This window comes from Acidisarcina polymorpha, assembly GCF_003330725.1.
Lineage (GTDB): Bacteria > Acidobacteriota > Terriglobia > Terriglobales > Acidobacteriaceae > Acidisarcina > Acidisarcina polymorpha.
In genome coordinates this window covers 1,265,263-1,289,231 of record NZ_CP030840.1, presented here as the reverse complement: position 1 = coordinate 1,289,231, position 23,969 = coordinate 1,265,263, and the positions used below count along the sequence as shown (strand labels likewise).

Sequence of the window (23,969 nt, the reverse complement as noted above, 5' to 3'; positions counted from 1 at the left end):
AGTATCAACACTTACCGGTAGCTGGCGGCCTGCATCTCGAACATTTCGGCATAGCGTCCGCCAAGCGCCATTAGCTGCTGATGATTGCCCTCCTCGACCAGCCGGCCCCCCGCCAATACAACTATCCTATCGGCCATGCGTACCGTCGAGAAGCGATGAGAGATGAGGAGCGCCATCTTGTCGGTGGTGAGTTCAGCGAAACGTTCGAAGACTTCAAGCTCGCTCTTGGCGTCCAGCGCTGCGGTCGGCTCATCAAGAATCAGCAGCTGAGCATCGCGCAGGTAAGCGCGCGCCAGGGCGACCCGCTGCCATTCCCCCCCGGAGAGTTCGACTCCGCCTTCGAAGCGGCGGCCGAGCATCTGGTCATACCCGCCGCTGAGCTTTGCCACCACGCTGGCGGCGAGGCTCTTTTCGGCGGCATGTTCGATTTCCTCTTCGGTATGTTGACGCTCCACCCGGCCCACCGCAATGTTTTCGCGAGCGGTCATCTCGTAGCGCATGAAGTCCTGAAAGATGACGCCGATTTCATGATGGAGATCTTCAAGCTTGTATTCCCTCAGGTCAACGCCATCGAGCAGGATCTGACCCTCAGTGGGGTCGTACAACCTGGTAATCAGCTTAACGACCGTGGTCTTCCCCTGGCCGTTCTCGCCGATTAGAGCGATGCGCTCCCCGGGCGAAAGGGTGAAGTTGAAGTCCTTGAGAACCCGGCGAGTTGTCCCTGGATAAGCGAAAGAGACGTTGCGGAACTCGAAGCCGCGGCGGATCGGGCGAGGTACGAGCTGGCCATTCGGCTTCGATATCACGGTCGGCTTCATATCGAAGAACGCAATTAGGTCGGTCAGGAAGAGCGCCTGGTCGGCGATGCCTGAGGCAGTTGAAAAGACCTGCTGCAAGTTCGATTGCGCCTGGATAATCGAAGTGGTCAGGAACAACAGGGTGGTCATGTCGAGCTGTCCCTCGACCGCGCGCCAGATCACGAAAACATACGATCCGTAGTAGCCGAGCGTTCCGATCATGGTCAGGATGCCGCCCCAAAAAAGCTTGCGGCGGGAAAGCTCGATGTTCTCTTCGTAGATCTCCTTGGAGAGGGAGGTAAAACGGCCGGTGAAGTAATCGGCAAGGTTGTAGAGCTTCAGTTCCTTCGCGCCTTCGCGGCTGCCCGCGGCCTGGCGCAAGTAGTCCATCTGCCGCTTGGCGGGAGTCTGGCGGAAGTTCTTGGCATAGCCAAGAAAAGCGTAGTGGGTCTCGCCCAGGAAGGATGGCAGTACGCCCAGCGTCAGCAGGAGCACCAGCCACGGCGAGTGATACATAAGAATGCCGGTGAAGATGGCGGTTGTGACTACCTGCTGCAAGAGCCGGCCCATCTGCTGGATCATGCCGAGACGATCAGTCGCCTGGACGCGGGCACGTTCGAGCCGGTCATAAAAGACCGGGTCTTCATAGGTGGTGAGATCGAGGTCGGCAGCCTGCCGCATCACCCGGACACTGACGAAAAAGGTATAACGGTCGGAGAGCAGGCTATCAAGATAGTCGATCAGGCGATTGATCGCGTTCGCAAAAACGGCAAAGAATACTTCAGCCCCAACCATCCACCAGAAGCGCGGAGGCAGTGGCTGGTGATCGATCGCCAGCTTGACATTGCCGAGGATCCAGGAAGATATGTAACCAAGCAGGGCAGGCAATCCGGCAGTGATGAGCCGCAGGATGATGCCCCAGGTGACGACCGCTGGACCGGACTCCCAAAGGATCTTGAGGACGGGCGGCACATTCTTGAGCGCACGAAGCCGATCCCCCCAGGCGCTTCCAGGAACCTCTACATGCTTTTTGGGCGCACCATTTGCCGGCGCACCGGTTTGACCAGTTCCATTTACGTTCATAGCTGGTTGTATTTCCTAAGCAGCAGGAAGCCGATTACAATGCCAAAGCGGATAATCACTCCACTTTGATGCGGGCCAATAACAACGCGTTGGATATTAGTGAAACCATCGTCTCATGAATTGTTGCCATGGGTCATGGAGCAATCTCCCTTGAGGTCAATGCATCCCAAAGGAGAGTAAGCCGAGCGTTTTTCGGCGAGGAGGAGTTTATGGCGGAGCAGACAAAGAAGGAATTCCGGTGCGCCGATGTCGGCTACACGGAGTGCGGTTGGAAGCTGGAAGGCAACTCTGAGGAGGAGATGGTGCCGACCATCCAGGACCATGCGGCGAAGGTGCATCACCTGGAACTGAAAGAGGAAGCGGTCCAGCATGTGCGGCAGGCCATTCGAGACGTTGCCTGAACTCAGGACAATCGGCTCAGGAAGGGTGTAGCGTTGTGCGGCGGGCATGGCTGCGGATAAAGTTAACCGTCGCCGCAAGCAAGGTTCCGGGACCAAAGACCGCAGCAACCCCCTGAGCTTTCAGGGACGGAATATCCTGAGAGGGTATAGTGCCGCCGAGTACCACAAGAATGTCGTCGGCGGCATTCTCTTTTAACAGGGCCATGATCCGCGGAACGATGACATTGTGGGCGCCCGACAGGATGCTTAGTCCAATGCACTGGACGTCCTCCTGAATGGCTGCGTTGACGATCATCTCCGGAGTCTGGCGCAAACCGGTATAGATGACCTCCATGCCGGCATCGCGCAAAGCCCGGGCGATGACCTTGGCGCCGCGGTCATGGCCATCAAGTCCGGGCTTGGCGACAAGGACGCGAATAGGGGTGGGTAGTTCCATGACTGGGCTTCTTCAAAATACTCCAGCCGTTGAGATTTCGCTCGCTGTCGCGACTAAACGATCTTTTCAGCCCGAGAAAGGTGAGAATCAGTAGGGCATCGGGCCTACTTATCCCGCGCCACAACAAAATCGGGCACCCATAACAGGGCGCGTTTGAATTCGTTGTCGGGGAGGGCGGCCAGTCCTTGGCGGGCGGCTTCGGCGCAGCGGAAAGCGGCGGCCATCGCGTATTCGACCGAACCGTTGCGGTTCAGTATTTCAAGAATCTCTGCATGGTCTACCCTGTCGAAACTCTGGTCGAGGAGGACTTTTTCGATGGCCCCGCGGTCGGCCTCGGTCCCGTTTTCCAAGGAGTGAATGACGGACAGGGTGGCCTTGCCTTCACGGAGATCGCTGGCGACGGGCTTGCCTAGCATATCTTCGGATGCGGTGAGATCGAGCACGTCATCGACGATCTGGAAGGCCATCCCGAGGGAGCGTCCATACTCGCCGAGTTGGTCTTCGATTTCGTCGGTAGCGCCGGCCAGGATGGAGCCGAGGCGCATGGAGACCTGAAAAAGACAAGCAGTTTTACGGTAGATGAGGTCGAAATACTCGGTTTCGCAGATGGCGCGCCCCAGGGTCTCCATTTGCAGCAACTCGCCTTCAACCATCTGCTGGGTGAGCGAGATGAGCAGGTCGAGGATGCGGAAATTGCGCTCCTCAAGAGCAATGTGGAAGGCCTGCATGTAGAGCCAATCACCGGCCAGGACGCATTTGGCGTTCCCCCAGGTGGTATTGGCGGAGGGGCGTCCGCGGCGGGTGTCGGCGGCATCAATGATGTCGTCGTGAACCAGGGTCGCGGTATGCACCATCTCGACGACCGCACCCAGCTTGACCATCCCCTGGCCTTCGTAGCCCTGAGCTTTGGCGGCGAGCAGCAAGAGGGAGGGGCGGATGCGCTTGCCTCCGCCTTCGCGAAGGTAGTCGGCGATCTCGGTGATTGCGGCGACATCGGAGACAGCGTCGCGGCCAAGCTCTCGTTCGATGGCGCGGAGATCGTCGCGCAGCAGATCGAAGACTTCTTTTGCCGTCGATAGTGCCAGTGTACTCAACCGTTCTCCCGGGTTCTTGCTAATTGGTACGGAAATTTGTGAACTGCATGTCTATGCCGAAGTCATGGCCCTTTAACAAAGCAATAGCTTCTTGTAGAGTATCGCGGTCTTTGCCTGTAATGCGGACGGTCTCCCCCTGGATAGACGCCTGAACCTTCTTTTTGGAGTCTTTAATTACCCGCACAATCTCTTTGGCTTTCTCGCTGGCGATCCCTTGAGTGAGCTTGATCTTCTGGCGAACGCTCGATCCCGAAGCGGGCTCAAGCTTCTCAAACGTAAGGGATTTGAGGGAGATCCCGCGTTTGATGATCTTCTGCTGGAGGATTTCGATGACCGCCTGGAGCTTATATTCGTCAGCGGAGGCGAGCTGGATGGTGTCGTCCCCTTCGAGCTTGATGCTCGAATGCGAGTTTTTGAGGTCGAACCGGGCGTTGACTTCCTTCGACGCCTGGTCGATCGCGTTCCTGACTTCCTGAATATCCACTTTGCTCACGATATCAAACGAGTTGTCTGCTGCCATGGACTCTGAGTGCCTTTAAGCAATTCCTTCTTGCTTTCTCTCATTAGATTATCCGCGTAAGACGGATTCTTTTCCTTGGATCACGATTCTAGCTGCGGCGCTGTACCGAAAAAACGGTGGAAGTTTTCAGTGGTGCGCGAAGCGGCGGCTTCCGAATCGATTTGGCGGAGCTCGGCGAGCTTGGCGGCGACTTCGCGGACGAAGGCCGGCTCGTTGCGCTTGCCGCGATTGGGGACCGGAGCGAGAAACGGCGCGTCGGTCTCGACCAGAATACAGTCGAGCGGCACCTGGGAGGCGGCGTCGCGGATCGGTTGGGCCTTGGGGAAGGTAATGTTGCCGGCGAAGGAGATCAGGAATCCGGCATCGAGGGCGCGCCGGGCGTGGTCCCATTCGCCGGTAAAGCAGTGCAGGATGCCACCGAGGCCGGTCCGTTTCCACTGGGCTTCGAGGAGGTCGAGAGTGTCGTCCCAGGCGTTGGTCGAGTTTTCCGAAGGCCGGCAGTGGATGATGATGGGCTGCTGGCGGGCGGCGGCAATCTCCATCTGGCGGCGGAAGGCGGCTTTTTGGATGTCGCGGGGAGAGTTGTCGTAGTAGTAGTCGAGGCCGATCTCGCCGCAGGCGATGACCTCCGGCTGCTGGAGCAGCTGGTCGAGCTTGGCATAGGCCGCGTCGTCAGCCAGGCTCGCCTCGTGGGGATGGATTCCGGCAGAGGCGAAGATTCGCGGTATCTCGGGCTGGTCTTTATATTGGCGGCTGATCTCGAGCGCCTGGTGCATGGTTTCGGGACCTTCGCCGATGCCGATCGAGAGGATAGTGCGCACGCCTGCGTCCCAGGCGCGATGCAGAAGTGCTTCGCGATCTTCTGCATACCGCGGGGAGTCGAGATGAGCGTGGGAGTCGATGAGCATTCGTGGCTAATAAAGAATTCTTAGAATGGAGGTAGTGCTTCAACGCACATTGGTGGAACCGCAGATCCTTCGACTACGCACTTCGTGCTCCACTCAGGATGACGAGCCTTCCCTTATGTAGCAGCTACGCGCTCCGCGCAGTGTGAAAACGTTAGAGACGGCAATTCTATTTGAGCCTGGCTCCGAGTGGCACGTCTTCTAAGAATCCTGCGAGAACGGGCTTGTCGCCTTCGCCAAGCGAAGCGGCGAGCAGCATTCCGTTCGATTCCAGACCGCGCATCTTGCGGGGCGCGAGGTTGGCGATGATCACGATCTTGCGGCCAATGAGCGACTCGGGGGTATAGTACTCGGCGATGCCGGAGAGGATTTGACGAGTCTCATAGCCGAGGTCGACTTCGAGTCGGAGGAGCTTATCGGCCTTGGGGATGCGTTCGGCAACCTTGATTTGGGCGACACGAAGCTCAACCTTGGCGAAGTCTTCGATGCCAATGATTTCGGTGGGCGCAGGCGTCGGAGCGGCGGTTGGCGCGGCGGCGGCAAGCGCCTCCGGCGTTGGGACGGGAGCAGAGGCTTCGGCGGAAGTTACGGGCGCCGGAGCGGCGTTGTTCTGTTCGAGTTCCTGCGACTTTTTATCTTCGAGTTCTTGCATTCTTTTTATAGCGTCCTTGTCTGCGCGGGGGAAGATAGGGCCGAGTTCGCCAAGTTTGGTGCCGGGCTGGAGGCCTCCCCATTGGAGAAGTTGTTCGTATTCCCCGGGAAGCCACTTTTCGGTCTTGCCGTCTTTGAAGACCCCAAGTCCGAGTTGCTGCCAGACTTTGCTGGCGGCTTCGGGGATGAATGGGTAAAGGAGGGCAGTCAGGATGCGGATCACTTCCGCGGCTTTATAAAGAATTTCCGATTGCTGCTTCTGATGATCTTCTTCAGATACGCCATCGGACTTCTTCCACGGAGCTTCTCTGGTTAGCTGGAGATCCATTATGCCAACCAATCTCCACAGGTGCTCAAGCGTACGAGAGAAGTCTAGATCGTCAAACATCTCCTGAATGGTGGAGGTGTTCTTCAGAAAGTCTTCTGCTAGATCAGTCCCGTCTTGCGCCTGCGCTGGGGGGATCTTGCCATCAAAATACTTCTCGATCATTGCCAAAACGCGGCTGACTAAGTTCCCATACCCATTAGCCAAATCCGCGTTATACCGCTGCACCAGCGCGTCGAACGAAAAACTCCCATCCTGTCCAAAAGGAATCTCCCTCATCAGGAAGTACCGCAACGCATCGCTCCCGAGCACTTCAACAATCGTCTCTGCCCGAACGATATTGCCTCTCGACTTCGACATCTTCGATTCTTCGAAGAGCAGCCAGCCGTTGGCGGTGATCGATTTGGGCAGCGGCAGTCCGGCGGCCATGAGGAAGGCTGGCCAGTAGACGCAATGGAAACGGGTGATCTCTTTGCCGACCAAATGTAAGTCGGCAGGCCAGTATTTCTGCAATTTGGCGATGTCTTCGGGGGCGTCGCTGCCGTAGCCGACCGCGGTCATGTAGTTGGCGAGGGCATCGAGCCAGACGTAAATGACATGCTTTTCGTCGCCGGGAACCGGGATGCCCCAGTTGAAGCTGGTGCGCGAGACCGAGAGGTCCCGCAACCCGCTCTTGACGAACGAGATCACCTCTTTGCGGCTGCTCTCAGGGCGGATGAAGTCGGGGTTGGCGTCGTAGTGTTCGAGCAGCTTGCGTTCGAAGGCAGACAGTTTGAAGAAATAATTCTCTTCAATCACCGTTTCGGTAGGGCGGCCGCAGTCGGGACACGGCACTCCGGGCGGGGTGTCGACATAGAGCTCATCGAATACGCAATATTGGCCGCTGTAGGAGCCTTTGTAGATGAATCCGCGCTTCTGAAGCTCGGCAAAGAGCTTTTGCACGCCTCGTTTGTGGCGCGGCTCAGTGGTGCGGATAAAGTCGTCGTAGCTAAGGCCCATGCGGTCCCAAAGGCCGCGAAACTGGGCCGAGACTTCGTCGGTGAAGGCCTGCGGCTCTTTTCCCGCGGCCTTGGCGGAACGCTCGATCTTCTGCCCGTGTTCGTCAGTGCCGGTCAGGAACCAGGTGTCCTCTCCAAGCAGCCGGTGACGCCGCGCCAGGATGTCCGCAACGATCGTCGAATACGCGTGTCCGATATGCGGACGCGCGTTGACGTAATAGATCGGGGTGGTGATGTAGTACTTGTTTTCGGGCATTGGTCGATGCGTTGCGGGACTTATCCTGTCTTTTCTCTATCTTAGAATATTTGGCGGGGAATCGTTGAAGCCGAGGGAAAACCCGAAGGTCCTTCGACTCCGTGCTTCGCACTCCGCTCAGGATGACCCGGCTGTTGTGGGAGCAGCTATGTGCGTGTCTGCTAAAATCAGCAAGAAAATCAGGGGTTTAGACACGTCTTCCCGCCTGTTTGGACGGTGAATGGTTTGTATTTGAAACAACAGAAAGTCTTGCTGGAACGACTGCGCACGGTGCTTCGCAAGAAGTATCAGATTGAGGACCCGAAGCTGGTCATCGAACAGCCTCCAGACATCAAGTTTGGCGAATATGCTCTGCCGCTGGCATTTGAGCTGGCGAGGCGTCTGAAGAAAGCTCCGAGAAAGATCGCCGAAGAGCTGGTTGCCGAGTTGGGAACGATCGATGGCTTCGCCGGATTTGATGTAGCGGGCGCCGGCTACATCAATGCACGGCTGGAGCGGGGTGAAGCGGTCGCGGCTATTGCCGACGCAGTCGAAGTAGTCCCGCCGACCGGCGTTCGCTCGCTCGTCGAACACACGAGTATCAATCCCAACAAGGCCGCCCATATCGGGCATCTGCGCAATGCCGTGCTCGGCGATACCTTCGTCCGGCTGCTGCGGGCGGCCGGGCAGCGGGTCGATGTGCAGAACTACATCGACAACACCGGGGTCCAGGTCGCTGATGTGGTGGTGGGGCTGACCCATCTGGAGCGGTTGAATCTGGAGGATGTCCGCAGCCTTATGGTGAGTCTGCTTTCAAGCGGACAGCGCATCGACTACTACTGCTGGGACCTGTATGCGCGGGTTTCGCAGTGGTATGAGGCAGCCGATGTTGACCCAGCCGCGCAAGAAGCAGAGAAGAAGTCCCGACGGCAAGTTCGCCTTGAAGCGTTGCACCAGCTGGAGGCGGGCGGAAACGAATTCGCCGCAATCGCGGAGCTGGTCTCCACCGCGGTCTTGCGGCGGCATCTAGAGACGATGCTTCGATTGGACATCGACTACGATTTCCTTCCCCGGGAGAGCGACATCCTGCAGCTGCATTTCTGGGACTCGGCCTTCGAGCAGATGAAGGCCAAGGGCGTGCTCTACTTCGAGACCGAGGGCAAGAACAAGGGCTGCTGGGTGATGAAGCGTGCTGGGTCGGAGGTCATCGAAGAAGGCCCCGATGGCGCCCGTGGCCCCGATGAAGACGCCAAAGTCATCGTTCGCTCGAATGGCACCGTCACCTATGTCGGCAAAGACATTGCTTATCACCTCTGGAAGTTCGGCTTGCTTGGGAAGGACTTTGAGTATCTGCCCTTCTTCGCGTACATAGATCAATCTCCGGAGCATACTTGCTGGATTTCCACCTCAAAAGGTGGTGAAGCGGAGCATCCTCACTTTGGCGGAGCCACCTCGATCTACAACGTGATCGATAGCCGGCAGTCCGATCCGCAGAGCAATGTGATCGAAGCGCTGAAGGGCCTTGGGTATGTCGAAGAAGCTTCGCGCTACACGCATTTCTCCTACGAGATGGTGGCGTTGACGCCGCGCTGCGCGATGGAACTGGGGTATTCGGTTTCTCCGGAAGACCAGGCGCGGCCGTATATCGAAGTCTCCGGACGCAAGGGTTTTGGAGTGAAGGCCGACGACCTGATCGACCGGCTGATCCTGGCTTCGAAGAAGGAAGTCGATGCGCGGCATCCTGAACTCAGCGAGGAAGAGCGCGAGTCGACTGCGACCAAGATTGCGGTAGGCGCGCTACGCTACTTCATGCTCAAGTTCACAAGGAATACGGTCATAGCCTTCGACTTCCGCGAGGCGCTCAGCTTCGAAGGCGAGACTGGGCCCTATGTGCAGTATGCGATCGTGAGGGCGCGGAACATTCTTCGCAAGGCGGAGACGAGCGCAGAGACGGTCCTGGCAGAACTGACTCGGATTGACACCACGCCTTATCTCGCGGGTGAAGATGGAGACGGCATCTGGCAGCTCTGGCTGCGGGCTTCGAAGCTGCAATTTCTGGTGGAACAGTGCATTGCAACCGCCGAACCCGCCCATCTGGCGAAGCACGCCTTTCAGCTCGCGCAGGAGTTCAACAACTTCTACCACCGTCATCACGTTTTGCATGAAAGCGATGCGGCCCGGAAGACGTTCTTGCTGGCGACCGCAGCTGTGGCGGAACGGGAGCTGGTGCGCGCCCTCAAGCTGCTGGGGATTGAATCGCCGGAAGTGATGTAGTCAGCGGCAATTCGCTTTCCGGAGGATCCAGGCAGGGCCCTTCGAGGTGATCTGGATCATGTCGACACGGCCGCCGATGTCGGAGCCGCGGCCGTACCGCTGGGCTTCCTCGCGGATGGTCTGCAGTTCGATCGCCTGCAATCTCCGGGGCCAGGGAAGCATAACATTTTGTGACGATGTGGCCAGTTCTAGAGCGTCTTGCTTGGCTATATTTGTTCCGGTAGCGACGAGGAAGCCGGGCTGCGGCTGCGGTTCTTCGGTATCGCGGAGCAGGCCTTGATCATCGAGCGCGACGCGCAGGGTAATGGCGAAGACGTCGCCGCTTGCGGTGGCGGCATAGAACGATCCCGTCGTTCCAGCGGTGGCCGCCACCTTCGATGTGTTGGCTGTGTTTTGTGGCCCTGCTTGGAGCTTCTCCTGCAGGCGGCCATGAATCAGGTTCTGCCACACCAAGGCAATGTCGCGGATGTCGGCGTCTTCGAGCGGACGGCTGGGAAGCGCGGCTGCCGCGTGGGCGGCTAAAGCATAGATATTCGTCTCGACCCCGTCGGCAGAAAATAGAGCGTTGCCGGTGCCGACGAAGACGACTCCACCTTTAAGGACGCGAATCTTGCACGCGGTGTCGACCGGCGGGGGTGTTACACCCTGGCTCGCTGGAGAAGTGAGCCGGCTGTCGGCGGCGACGTAGACGGTGGTAGGGCTTGCCCGGTAGGAGAGCACCAGGCTGGCGAGCAGCGGCACGAGTAGCGGGGAAAGTGGCATCGTCCTTTAAAAAAACCTACAGCGATGAGAAAGTAGAGAACCAGGTGTGCGCGTTTAATCCGCCGCTTAATAAACGACGGCCGGAATGATGCCAGCGAGGACCACCCGCCGCCACGATGAGCAACAGCTTCTAGAGCCGCTTCGCGTTGGACGGCTCAATCATCCCCAGCAGTCTAACCCAGATCAGCTCCTGAGATCGCGGGACGAGTTCACGGCTCGAATAGCACTGTTCGTGAGCAGAGGGGAGTGTTTATAGTAAACGTTTCATCGCACAACGCAGCCAAGCCCATTCGGAGGCAGAGACCCGTGATCGAGAGCTATCGCAGAGTTCTATCCTTGGCGGCCGTTATGCTGCTGACCGCGTCGTCTGGAAAGGCGGCTACGGACGCCGCGGTTCCGGTGAGCGCAGCCGCCCCGGCGGACGCCCCTTTCACCAACGTGCTTTATGGCGCCGCTTATTACCACGAGTACATGCCTTATGAGCGGCTGGATAAGGATGTGGCGCTGATGAAAGAGGCCGGCGTCACCGTCGTTCGTATGGGTGAGTCGACGTGGAGTCTTTGGGAGCCGGAGGACGGCAGATTCGAGTACGCATGGATGGACCGGGTGGTCGATGCCATGGGGAAGGCGGGCATCAAAGTCATCCTCGGAACCCCGACCTACTCGATTCCAACGTGGATGTATCACGCGCATCCGGAGGTGCTGGCGAGACCAATGGGTGGCGGCGAAAGCTCCTACGGCATGCGGCAGAACATGGATACCGATAGTCCGGCGTACCGGTTCTATGCGGAACGGCTGATCCGCAAGCTGGTCGAGCATTACCGCGACAACCCGGCGGTGATTGGCTGGCAGGTGGACAACGAAACCAGCTCCAATGGCGCAACCAACCACGACGTATTCGTTGGCTTCACCAACCACCTGAAGCAGAAGTTCGGCACGACGGACGCGCTGAATAAGGCCTGGGGGCTAAATTACTGGGGTCAGGACGTGAATGGCTGGGAGAACTTGCCGCCTCGCGATGGGACGATCAGCACCGGTTACAAACTGGAATGGTCGCGCTGGTCGCAGATCCGAGTGACGGACTTTCTCGCCTGGCAGGCGGCGATCGTACGGCAGTACCGGCGTCCTGACCAGTTTGTGACGACCGACTTTGGCGGGATCGGGCGGCGCGATGTGGATGAGTTTCAGGTCGCCAAGTCGCTCGATGTCGTTGCGGACAATCCCTACCACGGCACCCAGGACCACATGGATGGGGAGGCGCAGACCTTTCAGGGCGACTTGGCGCGTTCGCTGAAACATGCGAATTACTTAGTCACCGAGACCAACGCACAGACCATTGGCTGGGACTCGACGATGCAATATCCACCGTACGATGGGCAGCTTCGACTGGATGTCTACACCCACCTCTCGAGCGGCGCGAACATGGTCGAGTACTGGCATTGGGCTTCGATTCCTTCCGGGCAGGAGGTCTATTGGAAGGGTGTTCTTGGCCATGACCTGGAGCCGAACCGCGCCTATGCCGAGGTGTCGAAGACCGCGCATGAATTGAATAAAATGGGCACGCATTTAGTGAACTTGAAGATCGCGAACGAGGTCGCGATTCTCTATAGCGTCGACTCGGCGAATGGATTGGATTTCATGCCGATCGTTCGCCAGGGGAACGATCCGTGGCCGGCGGCGAAGACTGGTCCTGAATATACGAGTTTGTTGAATCAGCTTCATCGCTCGCTCTACCAACTGAATGTCGGGACCGATTTCGTTTTCGCCGACGATCCGGATTTCTCCCGGTACAAAGTGCTGATTGTTCCGGCGCTGTATGTGGCGGATGACGCCTTGTTGCAGAAGATCTCCGACTTCGTGAAAGGCGGCGGCCGGGTCCTGATGACCTTCAAGAGCGGCTTTACCAACGAGAATAATGCGGTGCGGTGGGTGCGGGCGCCTGGACCGCTGCGTGAGGCTGCGGGGTTCAGTTATCAGGAGTTCTCAAACCTCGAGAAGCCGCTGGCGCTTAAAGATGATCCTTATCACGCTGGCGCCGAGAACAAGGTGAGCTATTGGGCGGAGTTCCTGCTTCCCGAACATGCCAAGCCTCTCGCTTCCTATGACCATCCTTTCTTTGGCCAATGGCCAGCGATTACTGAGAACCAGTTCGGTTCAGGGTCGTTGACTTACGAGGGCACTTATCTCACCGACACCCTCCAACGGGATGTGTTGCTCGGCGTTTTGAAAGAGGCAGGGCTCAGTGGGCCGGACCAGTCATTGCCGCCGGCGGTGCGGGTCAAGCATGGGTTGAACGGGATGGGGAAGAAGATCCACTATTACCTGAACTACTCGGGTGAGGAGCAATCTGTGCCTTATTCCTATGGCGCCGGCGTAGATTTGACCAAAAACTCTGCCGTTCCCAATTCGGGAACGATGAGGATCAAGGCCTGGGACTTGGCGATCATCGAGGAGCGCTAGTACCTTCGTTTTTCAATCGATGAAACTGAGCAATATTGCACACACCGGTCGCTGTAACTGCACTACTCTTTGCACCTGTAGGTAGGTAGATGACGTTTGGCGATGCCCGACGGAATCAATCGGGTGTGCGGCGGCCATATCCCGTACGTCTAACTCGTCACCTGCCTACCCGCTTTGATTGGCCCTCCCTGGGTCGCCCAGTCGCTCTTCGTCACGTGCCCTTCGTCACGTGTGAAATGGAGGGCGACTTCTCTTTTTTGACGGCACGTAGATCACTTCCCGTAGAGCCAACGCCTGTCGATCTTTCGTCTCGGCTTCCTGGAGGTCTCCTGCCTCTCAGAGAGAAACCATGCGCCCAAAACGGTTCTTGTTGAAACCCGGTTTGCGTTGGAGTACGTTGTTATGGTTCTGAAATGCCCGTACTCAATCCTCGTCTGTCCCGTATCTGTGAAACGTACCAGTCCCTGAGAAACCTAGAGTGGAGGACACCATGGCATTCTGCAGCAAGTGTGGTTCATCGGTAACAGAAGGCGTAGCTTTTTGCCCTCAGTGCGGCGCGCCAATGGGCGCTGCGGCGGCACCTCCACCTCCACCCGGGGCAGCATGGGCGCCGGCGCCCGCCGCCGCGGTCGCGACTTCAAGCGGTTTGCAGGAAAACGTAGCGGGCATGCTCTGTTACCTGGTCGGCTGGATCACCGGCATCATCTTTCTGTTGATCGATAAGCGTCCTTTCGTGCGCTTCCATGCTGCGCAGTCAATCGTGGTATTTGGGTTTTTGAACCTGCTCCGAATTGTGCTGGCATTCGGATTCTTCGGCGTCCATTACTACGGCATTTTTTCCTTTTGGGCGCTGCTTTCGATGCTGATATCGCTGGTGACGCTGGTGGCGTGGATCGTCCTGATGGTCTTTGCCTATCAGGGAAAGCGCTACGAAGTGCCCGGAGCTGCAGGGGTCGCGAAGAGTATTGCTGGAAGTACGGTTTGAATTCTAAGGTTTGAAGTTTGGGGGCTCCGTCGGCCCCCAGCTCCGATCCCTCCTCCTCTAATTTGTAGGTAAGAACCATTCGTCCAGAGAGAAATTCGCCGCATCCTCTGCACCTCCTTCCAGAAGGACGGATTTGTGGTGGTAGTGAAGACGGTCGGCCTTTTCACTGCGCTTCAGGTCCTCGCTCTATATGACAAGTTCTGTAAGTGGCTCGAAATAGTCTCCTGGGTGGTTCTGGACTGTGTTCATGAAACCGCGTACATTGGGATTTCGCTGGCGTGGCTTAGGTCACAGGATTTAGGGTTGGGGCGCGCAGCGGTTCAGTTTGATAGATCGTTCAGATGGATAGATCTTTCTCCCGTCTCCCAAAAAGCTAGTCAAGGGATTGTGGATTGTGATGATGCGTGGAATTCGTCTTCCCATTCAAGCCAGGGGCGGCATGAATAGGGCGCCAGATTCTTTGGGCTTTCGAGTTGTTTTGTTGTGGGTTTCGATTCTTGCTGGGGAAGGTGATGGCGGACTGCTTTGAACCTGACATTCGTTGATTGGCTGATCATGCTGTTGTATTTCGTCTTCGTGCTAGGCATCGGCTTTGCCCTAAAGCGGTTCATGAAGACGAGTAAGGACTTCTTCCAGGCAGGACGGGCGCTGCCCGCGTGGATCTGCGGCCTGGCGTTTATCTCAGCCAACCTGGGCGCGCAGGAAGTGATCGGCATGGGGGCGTCAGGGGCGAAATATGGCATCGCGACCAGCCATTTCTACTGGCTCGGCGCGATCCCGGCGATGATCTTTGTGGGCGTCTTCATGATGCCGTTCTATTACGGATCGAAGGCGAGGTCGGTGCCGGAGTTTCTACGGCTGCGCTATGACGAGAAGACGCGCGCTTATAACGCATGTTCGTTCGCGGTCATGACGGTATTTTCCTCGGGCATCTCGATGTATGCCATGGCGCGGCTAATCCAGACCTTGCATGTTTTTGACGGCTTATTCCTGAGCATGGGACTGCCACTGGGGTGGATCTTCCACTTCGCAATCGTCATCTCGGCGATCATCGTGCTCGGCTATATCTTTCTCGGTGGGTTGACCTCAGCGATCTATAACGAAGTGCTGCAGTTCTTCCTGATCGTGGCAGGCTTCTTGCCGCTGGTGTGGATCGGGCTGCGCAATGTTGGCGGCTGGGACGGCTTGAAGACGCGGCTTCCCGAGGCCTATTCGCATGCCTGGCGGGGGATGACCCATGCGAATACAAATCCGCTGGGGGTCGAGGTCTTTGGCCTGGCAATGGGACTGGGATTCGTGCTGAGCTTTGGCTACTGGTGCACCGACTTCCTGGTCATCCAGACGGCGATGGCGACCGACTCAGAGGAGAACGCGCGCCGGGTGCCACTGATCGCCGCGATTCCGAAGATGTTCTTTCCGTTCCTGGTCATTTTGCCGGGGCTGCTGGCGATTGCGACTCCGCTCACGGCGAACTCAGCGAAGATCGTGAATGGAATCGCGGTTCAGAATGCTGCGAACGGAGAGGTAGTCCCTGCTGGCAAAGGGCTGATCCCGGTGAAGGTCGACCCCATCAATGGCAAGGTGCTCTATGACCAGAAGGGGCAGCCGCTGCTCGACTACGATCTCGCGATTCCGAATATGCTGCTGCATTACTTTCCAACCGGAATTCTTGGGCTAGGCCTGACGGCGCTGCTGGCGAGCTTCATGTCGGGAATGGCGGGGAACGTGACCGCCTTCAACACGGTTTGGACCTACGACCTTTACCAGGGCTACATCAATAAAGGCGCTTCCGATTCGCACTATCTGAAGATGGGGCGGTGGGCGACGGTAGGGGGAATCCTGCTGTCGATCTGCGCGGCGTATGCGGCGACTTCGTTCAACAACATTATGGACACGCTGCAGCTGGTCTTCTCGTTTGTGAATGCGCCGCTGTTCGCGACGTTTTTACTGGGGATGTTCTGGAAGCGGACGACGGGCCATGCGGCGTTTACCGGGTTGGTGAGCGGGACGGTGGCGGCAATCGTTCATCATGGTCTGACGCTGCCGGCAGATGCGCATCCGGGAATTCATGGCGGCTGGATCGCGGTCGTACATAGCTATCCGAGCGACATGGCGCAGAATTTCTGGACGGCGATCTGGGCGTTCTCGGTGAACTTTGTGCTCACGATCATCATCAGCTTGTTCACCAAGCCACGCGAAGAGAAGGACCTGGTGGGGCTGGTCTATTCGCTGACCCCAAAGCCGGTGGAGCATACGATGAGCTGGTATACGCGGCCTTCTACCTTGGCAGTGGGGTTGATTGTGCTGCTGGTCGGGTTGAACATCATCTTTCGATAGAGATTGAGCGTCAACCTGGTATTCGAGAGTCCCACTCAAGCAAAAGGCGGTATGAATGGGGCCCTCGGCATCTGATGGTTCGGTCGCGGCGCTTTTCGATCGCAACGTTGTGCTTCGCTGACAGGAAGTGGAATAAAGATTAGAGGTTTGAGATGAACTTGGATCTTCGTATTCCGATGGGGCTGATGTTCTTGATTGTGGGCGCGATTTTGACAATCTATGGGCTGGTCACGCAGGGCAGCCCGATCTATGAGAAATCAGTAGGGATGAACATCAACCTCATCTGGGGCTTGGTCATGCTGGTTTTTGGAGGGACGATGTTCCTCTTGGGCCGCCGCTCGCAGGCGAAACCGGCGCCGCCAGTTGAAGGGACGACCCGCCCGCTCGGCCGGAGCGCCCACTAAGTCCAAATCGGGCGGAGCATTTCAGACCACTTCAGTCCCGCTCCTCGCCGTTCTTCATTTCCTGCTCTCATTCTTGTGGCGTTTTGATCATCGTCGTGGAAGGATACAGTGACGACACCACCTGAGAATGCCCAACCCTCACTGGACAACCCGGATGGTTCGCGTCTCGATTGCCGCCCTTTTTGTGGGGTTTGCTGGCTGGTATAGCCCCTTCATCACCGCGGCGGCCTGGCATTTGTTTCACCCGACGGGCAGGGTGAACTATCGCGGATTAAATATCCGGGTGCCGTGGCCCTGGACCGCGGATGTGGACGCGGTGAAATCCGACTCCTTTGTCTCACCTCAGGGCATATCGCTCAAGAAAATGCCTTATACGATGGACCGGCGACTAGCGGTGCAGGCGATCTTCGTGACCGTGATCTCGCAAGATCCAGGGAAATCGGTCGAGCAGCAAACGGCGAGTTGGATGGAGGCTTTCCGAGCCACCCATCCGGGGTCGAACTTCGTTGGTGAAACACCGGTGTCAGTTCCTCTCGGGGTGAATTGCCTGGGGGCGAAAAGCCCTTTTCATGAAAAGGATCTAGTCTGGACCTGTATTTCGGTCGCCGATGGGTGGGTGGCTGATTTTGAGGGCCAGGGGGTAGACGAGCCGACTTTCTTCGAGGTTGTCACTCACCTGAGGGGTGAGAAGTGATGGCTCAGAGTAAAAGGCCGCTATCCATTCCTGGCGCTACGGCGTCCAATGCTTGGTGTGGCCGGGCGACTGGCTGCGGTATTATCTAGAGATTAGGTCCCTACGGGGCCTTGAGCGGTGCTATGAGCAAAGGCTTCCAACGGGCGATTTTTGGATTCTCGGCGTTATTGGTGGTGATCGTGTTCCTCGGGGCCGTCGGCCTCCATGGCGTCCGGGCAAATACGCAGAGCGATGATGGCGCTTACCGCGAGATGGGCGTTTATGAGGAAGTCCTCAAAAAGGTCCAGACCGACTATGTCGTCGATCCGAATATCGACAAGGTGACCGACGGCGCGCTTCATGGGCTGCTGGAAGGCCTGGATGCGGATTCGAGCTACCTTTCCCCCGCGGAATATGCGACTTACAAACAGCATCGCGATGGTGAGGATAAAGACTCGACGGGCGGCGTCGGTGTGACCGGGCTGAATATGTCAAAGCGCTTTGGCTACGCAACCGTAGTCTCGGTGATTCCTGGTTCTCCCGCTGATAAGCAAAATATTGAGGATGGCGACATCCTCGAATCAATCGAGGGGCAATCCACTCGGGAGATGTCAGTGGCTTTGATCCGGTTGCTGCTTGAAGGCAAGCCAGGTACCAATGTGACCTTCTCGCTGGTGAGGCCCCGCAAGGCGGAGCCGGACAAGGTGACGCTCACCCGGGTAAAGGCGGCCGACGAGATTCCGGCGCTCGGTCAGCAGGAATACGAGAGCTCCAGCATTCTTTACCTGAAGCCGGTGGTGTTGACCAAGGCCCGGGTCGATGAGGTGATTGGCAAGCTGAAGGCCGGACCTAAGAACCGGAAGGTGCTGCTCGACCTGAGGAACGTGGCGCTGGGTGATGAACAGCAGGCGATCCGGTTGGCGAACGCATTCATCGAAACCGGCACGATCGCTACCCTCGAGGGGCAGAAGTTTCCCAAGCAGGTCTTCAGTGCTCAGAAATCCGAGTTCATCACGTCCGCCCCGCTGGTGGTGCTCGTGAATCATGGAACTTCGGGCTCGGGTGAGCTGATTGCCGGCGCGGTGCTGGACAACAAGCGTGGCGACGTCGTGGGTGATCGAACCTTCGGCGATGGTTCGGTGCAAAAGACAATCGAGCTTCCTGGCGGCGGAGCAGTCATTTTGTCGGTTGCGAAATACGCGACTCCCGGCGGGAAGAAGATCCAGGATGAGGCGGTCACGCCGAATGTGGTGGTAGTGCCGAGCCTCGATGAGCAGATTGCAGCGGAGAGTGAAGATAAAAGCACGGCGCCTCCGGCCGCGGACGATCAGCTGAATAAGGGGCTTTCGTTGCTCAAGGCGAAGAATAGCTAGGCTTCAGCCGCCTTCCGTGAAATAGGGCCCCCTCGCCTATTGCATGGAAGGCATGCATGCGCACTGCGACTGGTTTCGTTTTATTGAACAGGTGCCTGTCCAGGACTGGTCGGCGCAAAACTGGCGTGTCCCATCCCCTTTTTCTCTAGTCGGTGACGCGTTGAGCCTGTATTGCCCACTCTGCGCACAACTGAGGACGAAGGAATAACCGTTCTCTCTCACCGCATTGCCGGAGATATAGCGCCAGCTGCTTTCGCTGAACGAAGGGCCTGCGTAGTGCCGCCGTAAAGCGGATCCTTCACAATTTCCAGCCAGATAGCCGGGTTCAGCTAGCAATTGTTGCACGGCGTTGTTTAATGAGTGGAACCGTTGTGCCGCCAGCTGATCGTTCCGCGCCACCCTGTACGCGACGAGCGGCGGTGTCATCAAGACCACCATCGGCCCAAATGCGACGCAGCAGAGCAGTGCAGTCCACACGGCTCGGCGGCGCTTCGGGTCCGATACCGTAAGGCTTGGCAGTGCGAAGCCAGCAACGAACGCAACCGGAACGGCTACCAGGACGGCGGCAGCAGCTGCAAAGGGCACAAAGGATGCGGTAATCGCATCAGATGGCCGCCAGATCCAAAACCCGACGCACTGGCCGACTAGTGTTCCCACGATAGAGGCGCTGACAACGGCTGGCCGCCCTATATCGGATAAGAGAGTGGCCAGCCCGGTTGCGAAAGCGACCAAGCTCAGTGCAAGCCACCAGAGAGGCCAATCAAGATTGGGTTCAATGATGACGGGCCACCAACAAGTGGCTGAACCTATCCCGGCCAAGGGCCACCAGCATTGCGTTTCTCTGCATACTGGATCTTACCCGGTCAAATACCGCTCCGGTCCGGACAATTGCCTATCCCTTGCAGATCATTCGGGTTCTTCGTGACTGAGGACCCAGCAGACGGCCCCGACCACTTCGGCGACGCCGATCAGGCGGGTTAGCGCGGGACGCTCATTCAATGCCTGCATAAGTCCCTTCCAGACGGCTGGTCCCTGGGCCCATGCGGTCGCATCACGGCGCGGCCTTACGATCGCCATCACTCCGTCTCCAATTATGGCCATGGCGGCGAAGTGCTTCCAGCGGTTCGTCCTTCCAAGTGCATTCCAGGGCAGCAGCATATCGATCTCCTCGCAGACGTGATTTTGTGGATACCCTACTGGGATGAACACGCCTGAAGGTGCGTCTAGCGGACGCTGCGGCTACAGGCGGGTTGAAATTGGCATTTGTCGGGAGCGAAGGGCGGGGCGAATCTAGGAATCGCAAGTCTCGGAATCGCAGCTCTCAGAATTGTAGGTTTCGGAATCGAAGGTCTCAAATTTGTACAGCGTATTGAAACGGCCTCTCGGGGCTGCTCCTCCACAGATAGACAAGGATGATGACGCTGGCGATGGCTGCGTAGGCGCACCACACCGAGGTAAACGCGTACCGTCTTACCGCCATCACTACGAGCAGAATGACCAGGTTGGCGGCGCCGAAGATGATCATGGGACGGATCTTCGAAAAGAAGAGTGAGCCGCAGGTAGATATGACATACAAGACGGCCAAGGTGGTGTGATTGGTGGCGGCATTCACATACACGATGCTATCGCGTTCGATGTAGACCTGCAGCGGCGCCGCGGTGAGTCCCCAGAGCATGTAGAGAGCCGTCAGTGTGCCGATGATGGTGAAGGGCAGCATGCGGCGGCGGCTGGCCACGTCGGGTTCAACCAGTAACACGCTCAAGGGCAAGAGAAACGGGAGCAGCCCCTGCGCGTAGAGGACGTAGGCGGCGCCCATGTTATGGGCGACCGCAGGCGAGAGCACGCCATCGAGGCCGAGCCAGACGAATCCTTCGATGAACTGATGGACGGCGAAGAGTGCTGGGATCGAAGCGAAGAGCAGTTCGCGCCGGTGCTTCACCTTAGAGAGAGTGGCGACGCCGACGGTTCCGAGGACCGCGCTCCCAACGAAATTGGCCGTTGCCGAGAAACACATTGTGCTTTCTCCCCGCTCTTCCAGTGCAAGGTTCTCACACTTAGCAGGATTGAGATAAGGAAAAGGCGGATCCCTCCCTCACCTCTTGACAAACTAGAGGAGCAGAGCGTACCTCTAGCTTGTCGAGAGGAGCCGAACGAAATGACGGACAAGTCGAGCGATCTGGTGCAGGGGACCCTCGAGATGCTGGTGTTGAAAACGCTGGCGCTGGAACCGATGCATGGTTACGGGATCGCCTTGCGGATCGAGCAAATCAGCAACGGAGTCTTCCAAGTGAATCCGGGATCGTTGTTCCCGGCCCTGGCGCGGATGGAGCGCGGGGGCAAGATCAAAGCCGAGTGGCGATCGACAGAGAACAACCGCCGGGCGAAGTATTACCTGCTCACCGCCGCGGGGCGGAAGGCCCTCAAGGAAGAGAGCCAGCAATGGGGACGGCAGATCGCTGCGATCAACCGAATCATGGAGGCGTGAGGAAAGTCATGGCGATCTTGCGAAGCTTCGTCAACGGCATCCAAGCGTTGCTTCACCGCGAAGCCCGAAACGAAGAGATCCAGGAAGAACTGCAAAGCTATCTTGAGGCCTCGGCCGAAGAGAAAATACGGCGTGGCATGGATCGAGAGACTGCCTGGCGAGCGACGCGCGCGGAGATCGGCAGCGTGGAAGCAGTAAGGCACAAGGTCTGGTCGGCAACCTGGGAGTCGAACGCCGAGGCGCTTTGGCAAGATCTTCGCTATGGAGCGCGACAGCTGCTCAAATCGCCTGGTTTTTCAATTGTCGCCATTCTTTCACTGGCGCTCGGGACCGGGGCAAACACGGCGATTTTTACCTTGATCAACGATCTGCTGCTGAAGTCGCTTCCGGTGCGCGATGCGTGGCAGCTGGTCTCTTTCGGCCACGCCAATGGAGGGGGAACGTTGGGCGCCGTGCACCCGGGTGCGGTGGACATCTTCTCCTACGATTTCTACAAGCATCTTGAAGAAGAAGGGCGACGGAGGCCGGAGTTCTTCCAGGGGATCTGCGCCTTTTCGAGTTTCCCGGTGATGGTCAGTGTCCGTTCGAGCGCAGCCGCTAGCAGCCCTGCGACACAGGCCATGACTCACCTGGTTTCGGGAACCTTCTTCTCCGTTCTGGGCGCCAACCCACTTCTGGGTAGAGCGATTACGGCAACAGATAGCGATGCTCCCGGGCGCAGCGCGGTCGCGGTGATCAGTTACCGCTATTGGCAGCAGGCCTTGGCGGCGGATCCCGGTGTGATTGGCCGAAGCCTGAACATCAACGGCACGCTGTTCCGTGTCATTGGCGTCATGCCGGCGAGTTTTTATGGCGTCGATCTGAATGAGCAATCGCCCGAAATGTGGCTGCCGCTCAGCATGCAAGCGGAGGCGATGCTGCAACCGCCGATGCTCGATTCCTCGGGACTGTACTGGCTTCATCTGATGGGCCGGCGAAATCCTAAGGTCAGTCTGTCGCAGTCACAGGCATGGGCGACGGCGCAGTACAGGCAGTTTGAGGCGGAGCGCGAAGGGACGCAGATTGCGGAGAGCCGGCGCAAGGAAATCCGCGAGAGCTTTGTCGAGCTTCTTCCCGGCCGAGGCGGTATTTCGCACCTCCGGGCTGCATATGGGGCTCCATTGGCGGTGCTGATGGGCATCGTCGCGATCGTCTTGCTGATTGCCTGCGCCAACTTGGCGAACTTTATGCTGGCGAAAGCGGCCGCGCGGGAACGCGAGTATTCTACCCGGCTGGCGCTTGGCTCGAGCCGCAGCCGGCTGGCGCGTCAGGTGTTGACGGAGACGCTGCTGCTGGCGTTTGTAGGCGGGGGGCTGGGATTGGTGCTCGCCTATGGAGGGACGTTCGTCTTGATCAAGTTCATTGCCGGCGAGGTGGCCCATTCCGCACTGTCTCCCCTTCCTGATCTGAGGGTGCTTGGCTTCACTGCGGGCATCTGTCTGCTCACCGGGCTGTTCTTCGGGATAGCCCCAGCTTTGCGGATCTCGCGCATCCAGGTCGCCGGGGCATTGAAATCGCGATACAAGGGCAGCACGGACGGTGGCCGATTGCTCCCGAATCTGCTCGTCACCGGGCAGATTGTGCTCTCGCTGGTGCTGCTTGCGGTGGCTGGGCTTTTTCTGCGAACGCTGCACAACCTTCACAGCGAGGACCTCGGCTTCGACCGCAGGAATATTCTGCTGGTGAAAATCAATGCCAAGTTCGCGGGATACAAGCCGGACCAGCTCAATACGCTCTATGCGCGAATTCTCTCCCGCGTCGATGCGCTGCCGGGGGTGAGTTCGGCGGCGCTGTCGGGGGCCGCACCTATGTGGCACGGCAACTGGGGTTCTCCGATCACCATTCTAGGCCGGCCCGCCGCTCCCAATGAGGACGTCAGCACGCTGCTCAACCGGATTTCGCCGGACTACTTCGAGACGCTGGGCATTCCATTGCTTCGCGGAAGAACAATCAGGGCTGCGGATACGGCCGCTTCTCCACAGGCAGTGGTGGTCAACCAGACCTTCGCCGATCGCTACTTCCCACACAGCGATGCGATCGGTCATAGCTTCACGATCGCTGATCCGAGCGTGAAGGGGGTGTGGCAGATCGTTGGCGTGGTCGGGAATGCAACCTACAACCATGCGGGTGAAGTGCCCGAGGCCATGGCTTATCTCGCGGTCATGCAACTGACCGAAGACGACCAATATGCCTATTGGCTGCAGGTGCGGACCTCTGGCGACCCGGCTGCAATCGCGGGCGAGGTACGCGCGGGGCTGGCGGAGATCGACCCCAACCTTCCGATTCTCGACGTCGAAACGATTAGCGAACAACTCGACCATTTGATCGATGAACAGAGGCTAGTCTCTCAGCTTTCCGGCTTCTTCTCGCTGCTGGCATTGTCTCTGTGCGCGATCGGTCTTTATGGAGTGATGACGTATAGTGTGGTTCGCCGGACAAATGAATTCGGCGTCCGGCTGGCGCTGGGCGCATCGAGCGGAGGTGTGCTGTGGTTGGTGCTGAGGCAATCGCTTGGCCTCTTAGGAATGGGCATTGCTCTGGGTGTTCCCGCGACTCTGGTGGCAAGCCAAGCTATTCAGGCGGGATTATACGGACTGAAGCCTTCCGATCCGTTGACGCTGATTGGCTCGATCCTCATGATTGCCATCGTCTCGGTGACGGCCGCCTATTTTCCTGCGCGGCGAGCGACGAGAGTCGATCCGGCGGTCGCGCTTCGCTACGAGTGACGATTC

The 23,969-nt window shown here is 58.1% G+C and carries 19 protein-coding genes; 10 read left to right on the top strand and 9 right to left on the bottom strand.

Annotated elements, in window-relative coordinates:
• Positions 1-11: 11 nt before the first annotated feature.
• On the bottom strand, positions 12-1,880 hold the full coding sequence (locus tag ACPOL_RS05680) for an ABC transporter ATP-binding protein (RefSeq protein ID WP_114206200.1): 1,869 nt from the start codon (positions 1,878-1,880) through the stop codon (positions 12-14).
• 209 nt (positions 1,881-2,089) lie between these two features.
• Here ACPOL_RS05680 and ACPOL_RS05675 point away from each other — a divergent pair, with 209 nt between their 5' ends.
• Positions 2,090-2,281, top strand: a complete 192-nt coding sequence (locus ACPOL_RS05675) for a DUF1059 domain-containing protein (RefSeq protein ID WP_161557222.1) — start codon at positions 2,090-2,092, stop codon at positions 2,279-2,281.
• 16 nt (positions 2,282-2,297) lie between these two features.
• Here the strand turns inward: ACPOL_RS05675 and ACPOL_RS05670 are convergent, their stop codons facing one another.
• The 5 genes from ACPOL_RS05670 to metG form a co-directional block, all read right to left on the bottom strand.
• On the bottom strand, positions 2,298-2,717 hold the full coding sequence (locus ACPOL_RS05670) for a cobalamin B12-binding domain-containing protein (protein WP_114206198.1): 420 nt from the start codon (positions 2,715-2,717) through the stop codon (positions 2,298-2,300).
• A 104-nt stretch (positions 2,718-2,821) separates the two neighbouring features.
• The gene (locus ACPOL_RS05665; protein ID WP_114206197.1) at positions 2,822-3,811 is read right to left on the bottom strand and encodes a polyprenyl synthetase family protein; all 990 of its coding nucleotides are present in this window, start codon (positions 3,809-3,811) and stop codon (positions 2,822-2,824) included.
• Between the two features lie 19 nt (positions 3,812-3,830).
• Positions 3,831-4,331, bottom strand: a complete 501-nt coding sequence (locus ACPOL_RS05660; protein ID WP_114206196.1) for a YajQ family cyclic di-GMP-binding protein — start codon at positions 4,329-4,331, stop codon at positions 3,831-3,833.
• Between the two features lie 80 nt (positions 4,332-4,411).
• On the bottom strand, positions 4,412-5,239 hold the full coding sequence (locus tag ACPOL_RS05655) for a TatD family hydrolase (protein WP_114206195.1): 828 nt from the start codon (positions 5,237-5,239) through the stop codon (positions 4,412-4,414).
• Positions 5,240-5,405: 166 nt separating this feature from the next.
• Positions 5,406-7,466: a methionine--tRNA ligase gene (gene metG / locus ACPOL_RS05650; RefSeq protein WP_114206194.1), complete on the bottom strand. Its 2,061-nt coding sequence runs from the start codon at positions 7,464-7,466 to the stop codon at positions 5,406-5,408.
• Positions 7,467-7,691: 225 nt separating this feature from the next.
• Here metG and ACPOL_RS05645 point away from each other — a divergent pair, with 225 nt between their 5' ends.
• A complete protein-coding gene (locus ACPOL_RS05645; protein ID WP_114206193.1) occupies positions 7,692-9,719 on the top strand; it encodes an arginine--tRNA ligase in 2,028 nt (675 codons plus the stop codon).
• On the opposite strand, the gene ACPOL_RS05640 is transcribed toward ACPOL_RS05645, so the two are convergent.
• Positions 9,720-10,481, bottom strand: a complete 762-nt coding sequence (locus ACPOL_RS05640) for a hypothetical protein (protein ID WP_114206192.1) — start codon at positions 10,479-10,481, stop codon at positions 9,720-9,722.
• A gap of 306 nt (positions 10,482-10,787) precedes the next feature.
• Here ACPOL_RS05640 and ACPOL_RS05635 point away from each other — a divergent pair, with 306 nt between their 5' ends.
• The 6 genes from ACPOL_RS05635 (at position 10,788) to ACPOL_RS05605 (ending at position 18,713) form a co-directional block, all read left to right on the top strand.
• Positions 10,788-12,941: a beta-galactosidase gene (locus tag ACPOL_RS05635; protein WP_236657254.1), complete on the top strand. Its 2,154-nt coding sequence runs from the start codon at positions 10,788-10,790 to the stop codon at positions 12,939-12,941.
• A gap of 490 nt (positions 12,942-13,431) precedes the next feature.
• A complete protein-coding gene (locus ACPOL_RS05630; RefSeq protein WP_114206191.1) occupies positions 13,432-13,926 on the top strand; it encodes a zinc-ribbon domain-containing protein in 495 nt (164 codons plus the stop codon).
• 525 nt (positions 13,927-14,451) lie between these two features.
• A complete protein-coding gene (locus ACPOL_RS05620; protein ID WP_201759103.1) occupies positions 14,452-16,263 on the top strand; it encodes a sodium:solute symporter family protein in 1,812 nt (603 codons plus the stop codon).
• 152 nt (positions 16,264-16,415) lie between these two features.
• Positions 16,416-16,667 carry a hypothetical protein gene (locus tag ACPOL_RS05615; protein WP_114206189.1) on the top strand — a complete coding sequence of 84 codons (252 nt, stop codon included), beginning with the start codon at positions 16,416-16,418 and terminating at the stop codon, positions 16,665-16,667.
• A 154-nt stretch (positions 16,668-16,821) separates the two neighbouring features.
• Complete coding sequence (locus ACPOL_RS05610) at positions 16,822-17,361, top strand: hypothetical protein (protein WP_114206188.1); 540 nt, start codon at positions 16,822-16,824, stop codon at positions 17,359-17,361.
• A 122-nt stretch (positions 17,362-17,483) separates the two neighbouring features.
• Entirely contained in the window at positions 17,484-18,713 is a 1,230-nt protein-coding gene (locus ACPOL_RS05605) for a S41 family peptidase (RefSeq protein WP_114206187.1), read from the top strand.
• 906 nt (positions 18,714-19,619) lie between these two features.
• Here ACPOL_RS05605 and ACPOL_RS05595 read toward each other — a convergent pair.
• Positions 19,620-19,871 (bottom strand): hypothetical protein, encoded by a 252-nt coding sequence (locus tag ACPOL_RS05595; protein ID WP_114206185.1) that lies wholly within the window; start codon positions 19,869-19,871, stop codon positions 19,620-19,622.
• Between the two features lie 193 nt (positions 19,872-20,064).
• Positions 20,065-20,727: a DUF6629 family protein gene (locus ACPOL_RS05590; protein WP_114206184.1), complete on the bottom strand. Its 663-nt coding sequence runs from the start codon at positions 20,725-20,727 to the stop codon at positions 20,065-20,067.
• A 141-nt stretch (positions 20,728-20,868) separates the two neighbouring features.
• Between ACPOL_RS05590 and ACPOL_RS05585 the strand changes: the two genes are divergently transcribed.
• Both ACPOL_RS05585 and ACPOL_RS05580 read left to right on the top strand, forming a co-directional pair.
• On the top strand, positions 20,869-21,198 hold the full coding sequence (locus ACPOL_RS05585; RefSeq protein ID WP_114206183.1) for a PadR family transcriptional regulator: 330 nt from the start codon (positions 20,869-20,871) through the stop codon (positions 21,196-21,198).
• Positions 21,199-21,206: 8 nt separating this feature from the next.
• The gene (locus tag ACPOL_RS05580; RefSeq protein WP_161557221.1) at positions 21,207-23,963 is read left to right on the top strand and encodes an ABC transporter permease; all 2,757 of its coding nucleotides are present in this window, start codon (positions 21,207-21,209) and stop codon (positions 23,961-23,963) included.
• The last annotated feature ends 6 nt before the right edge of the window (positions 23,964-23,969 follow it).

Bases quoted from the DNA above. Each gene is read 5' to 3' on its own strand.
- ACPOL_RS05640 (WP_114206192.1), bottom strand. From the start codon at position 10,481: ATGCCACTTTCCCCGCTACTCGTGCCGCTGCTCGCCAGCCTGGTGCTC.
- ACPOL_RS05580 (WP_161557221.1), top strand. From the start codon at position 21,207: ATGGCGATCTTGCGAAGCTTCGTCAACGGCATCCAAGCGTTGCTTCAC.
- ACPOL_RS05585 (WP_114206183.1), top strand. From the start codon at position 20,869: ATGACGGACAAGTCGAGCGATCTGGTGCAGGGGACCCTCGAGATGCTG.
- ACPOL_RS05680 (WP_114206200.1), bottom strand. From the start codon at position 1,880: ATGAACGTAAATGGAACTGGTCAAACCGGTGCGCCGGCAAATGGTGCG.
- ACPOL_RS05670 (WP_114206198.1), bottom strand. From the start codon at position 2,717: ATGGAACTACCCACCCCTATTCGCGTCCTTGTCGCCAAGCCCGGACTT.
- ACPOL_RS05605 (WP_114206187.1), top strand. From the start codon at position 17,484: ATGAGCAAAGGCTTCCAACGGGCGATTTTTGGATTCTCGGCGTTATTG.
- ACPOL_RS05615 (WP_114206189.1), top strand. From the start codon at position 16,416: ATGAACTTGGATCTTCGTATTCCGATGGGGCTGATGTTCTTGATTGTG.
- ACPOL_RS05595 (WP_114206185.1), bottom strand. From the start codon at position 19,871: ATGCTGCTGCCCTGGAATGCACTTGGAAGGACGAACCGCTGGAAGCAC.
- ACPOL_RS05610 (WP_114206188.1), top strand. From the start codon at position 16,822: ATGGTTCGCGTCTCGATTGCCGCCCTTTTTGTGGGGTTTGCTGGCTGG.
- ACPOL_RS05630 (WP_114206191.1), top strand. From the start codon at position 13,432: ATGGCATTCTGCAGCAAGTGTGGTTCATCGGTAACAGAAGGCGTAGCT.
- ACPOL_RS05590 (WP_114206184.1), bottom strand. From the start codon at position 20,727: ATGTGTTTCTCGGCAACGGCCAATTTCGTTGGGAGCGCGGTCCTCGGA.
- ACPOL_RS05675 (WP_161557222.1), top strand. From the start codon at position 2,090: ATGGCGGAGCAGACAAAGAAGGAATTCCGGTGCGCCGATGTCGGCTAC.
- metG (WP_114206194.1), bottom strand. From the start codon at position 7,466: ATGCCCGAAAACAAGTACTACATCACCACCCCGATCTATTACGTCAAC.
- ACPOL_RS05660 (WP_114206196.1), bottom strand. From the start codon at position 4,331: ATGGCAGCAGACAACTCGTTTGATATCGTGAGCAAAGTGGATATTCAG.
- ACPOL_RS05655 (WP_114206195.1), bottom strand. From the start codon at position 5,239: ATGCTCATCGACTCCCACGCTCATCTCGACTCCCCGCGGTATGCAGAA.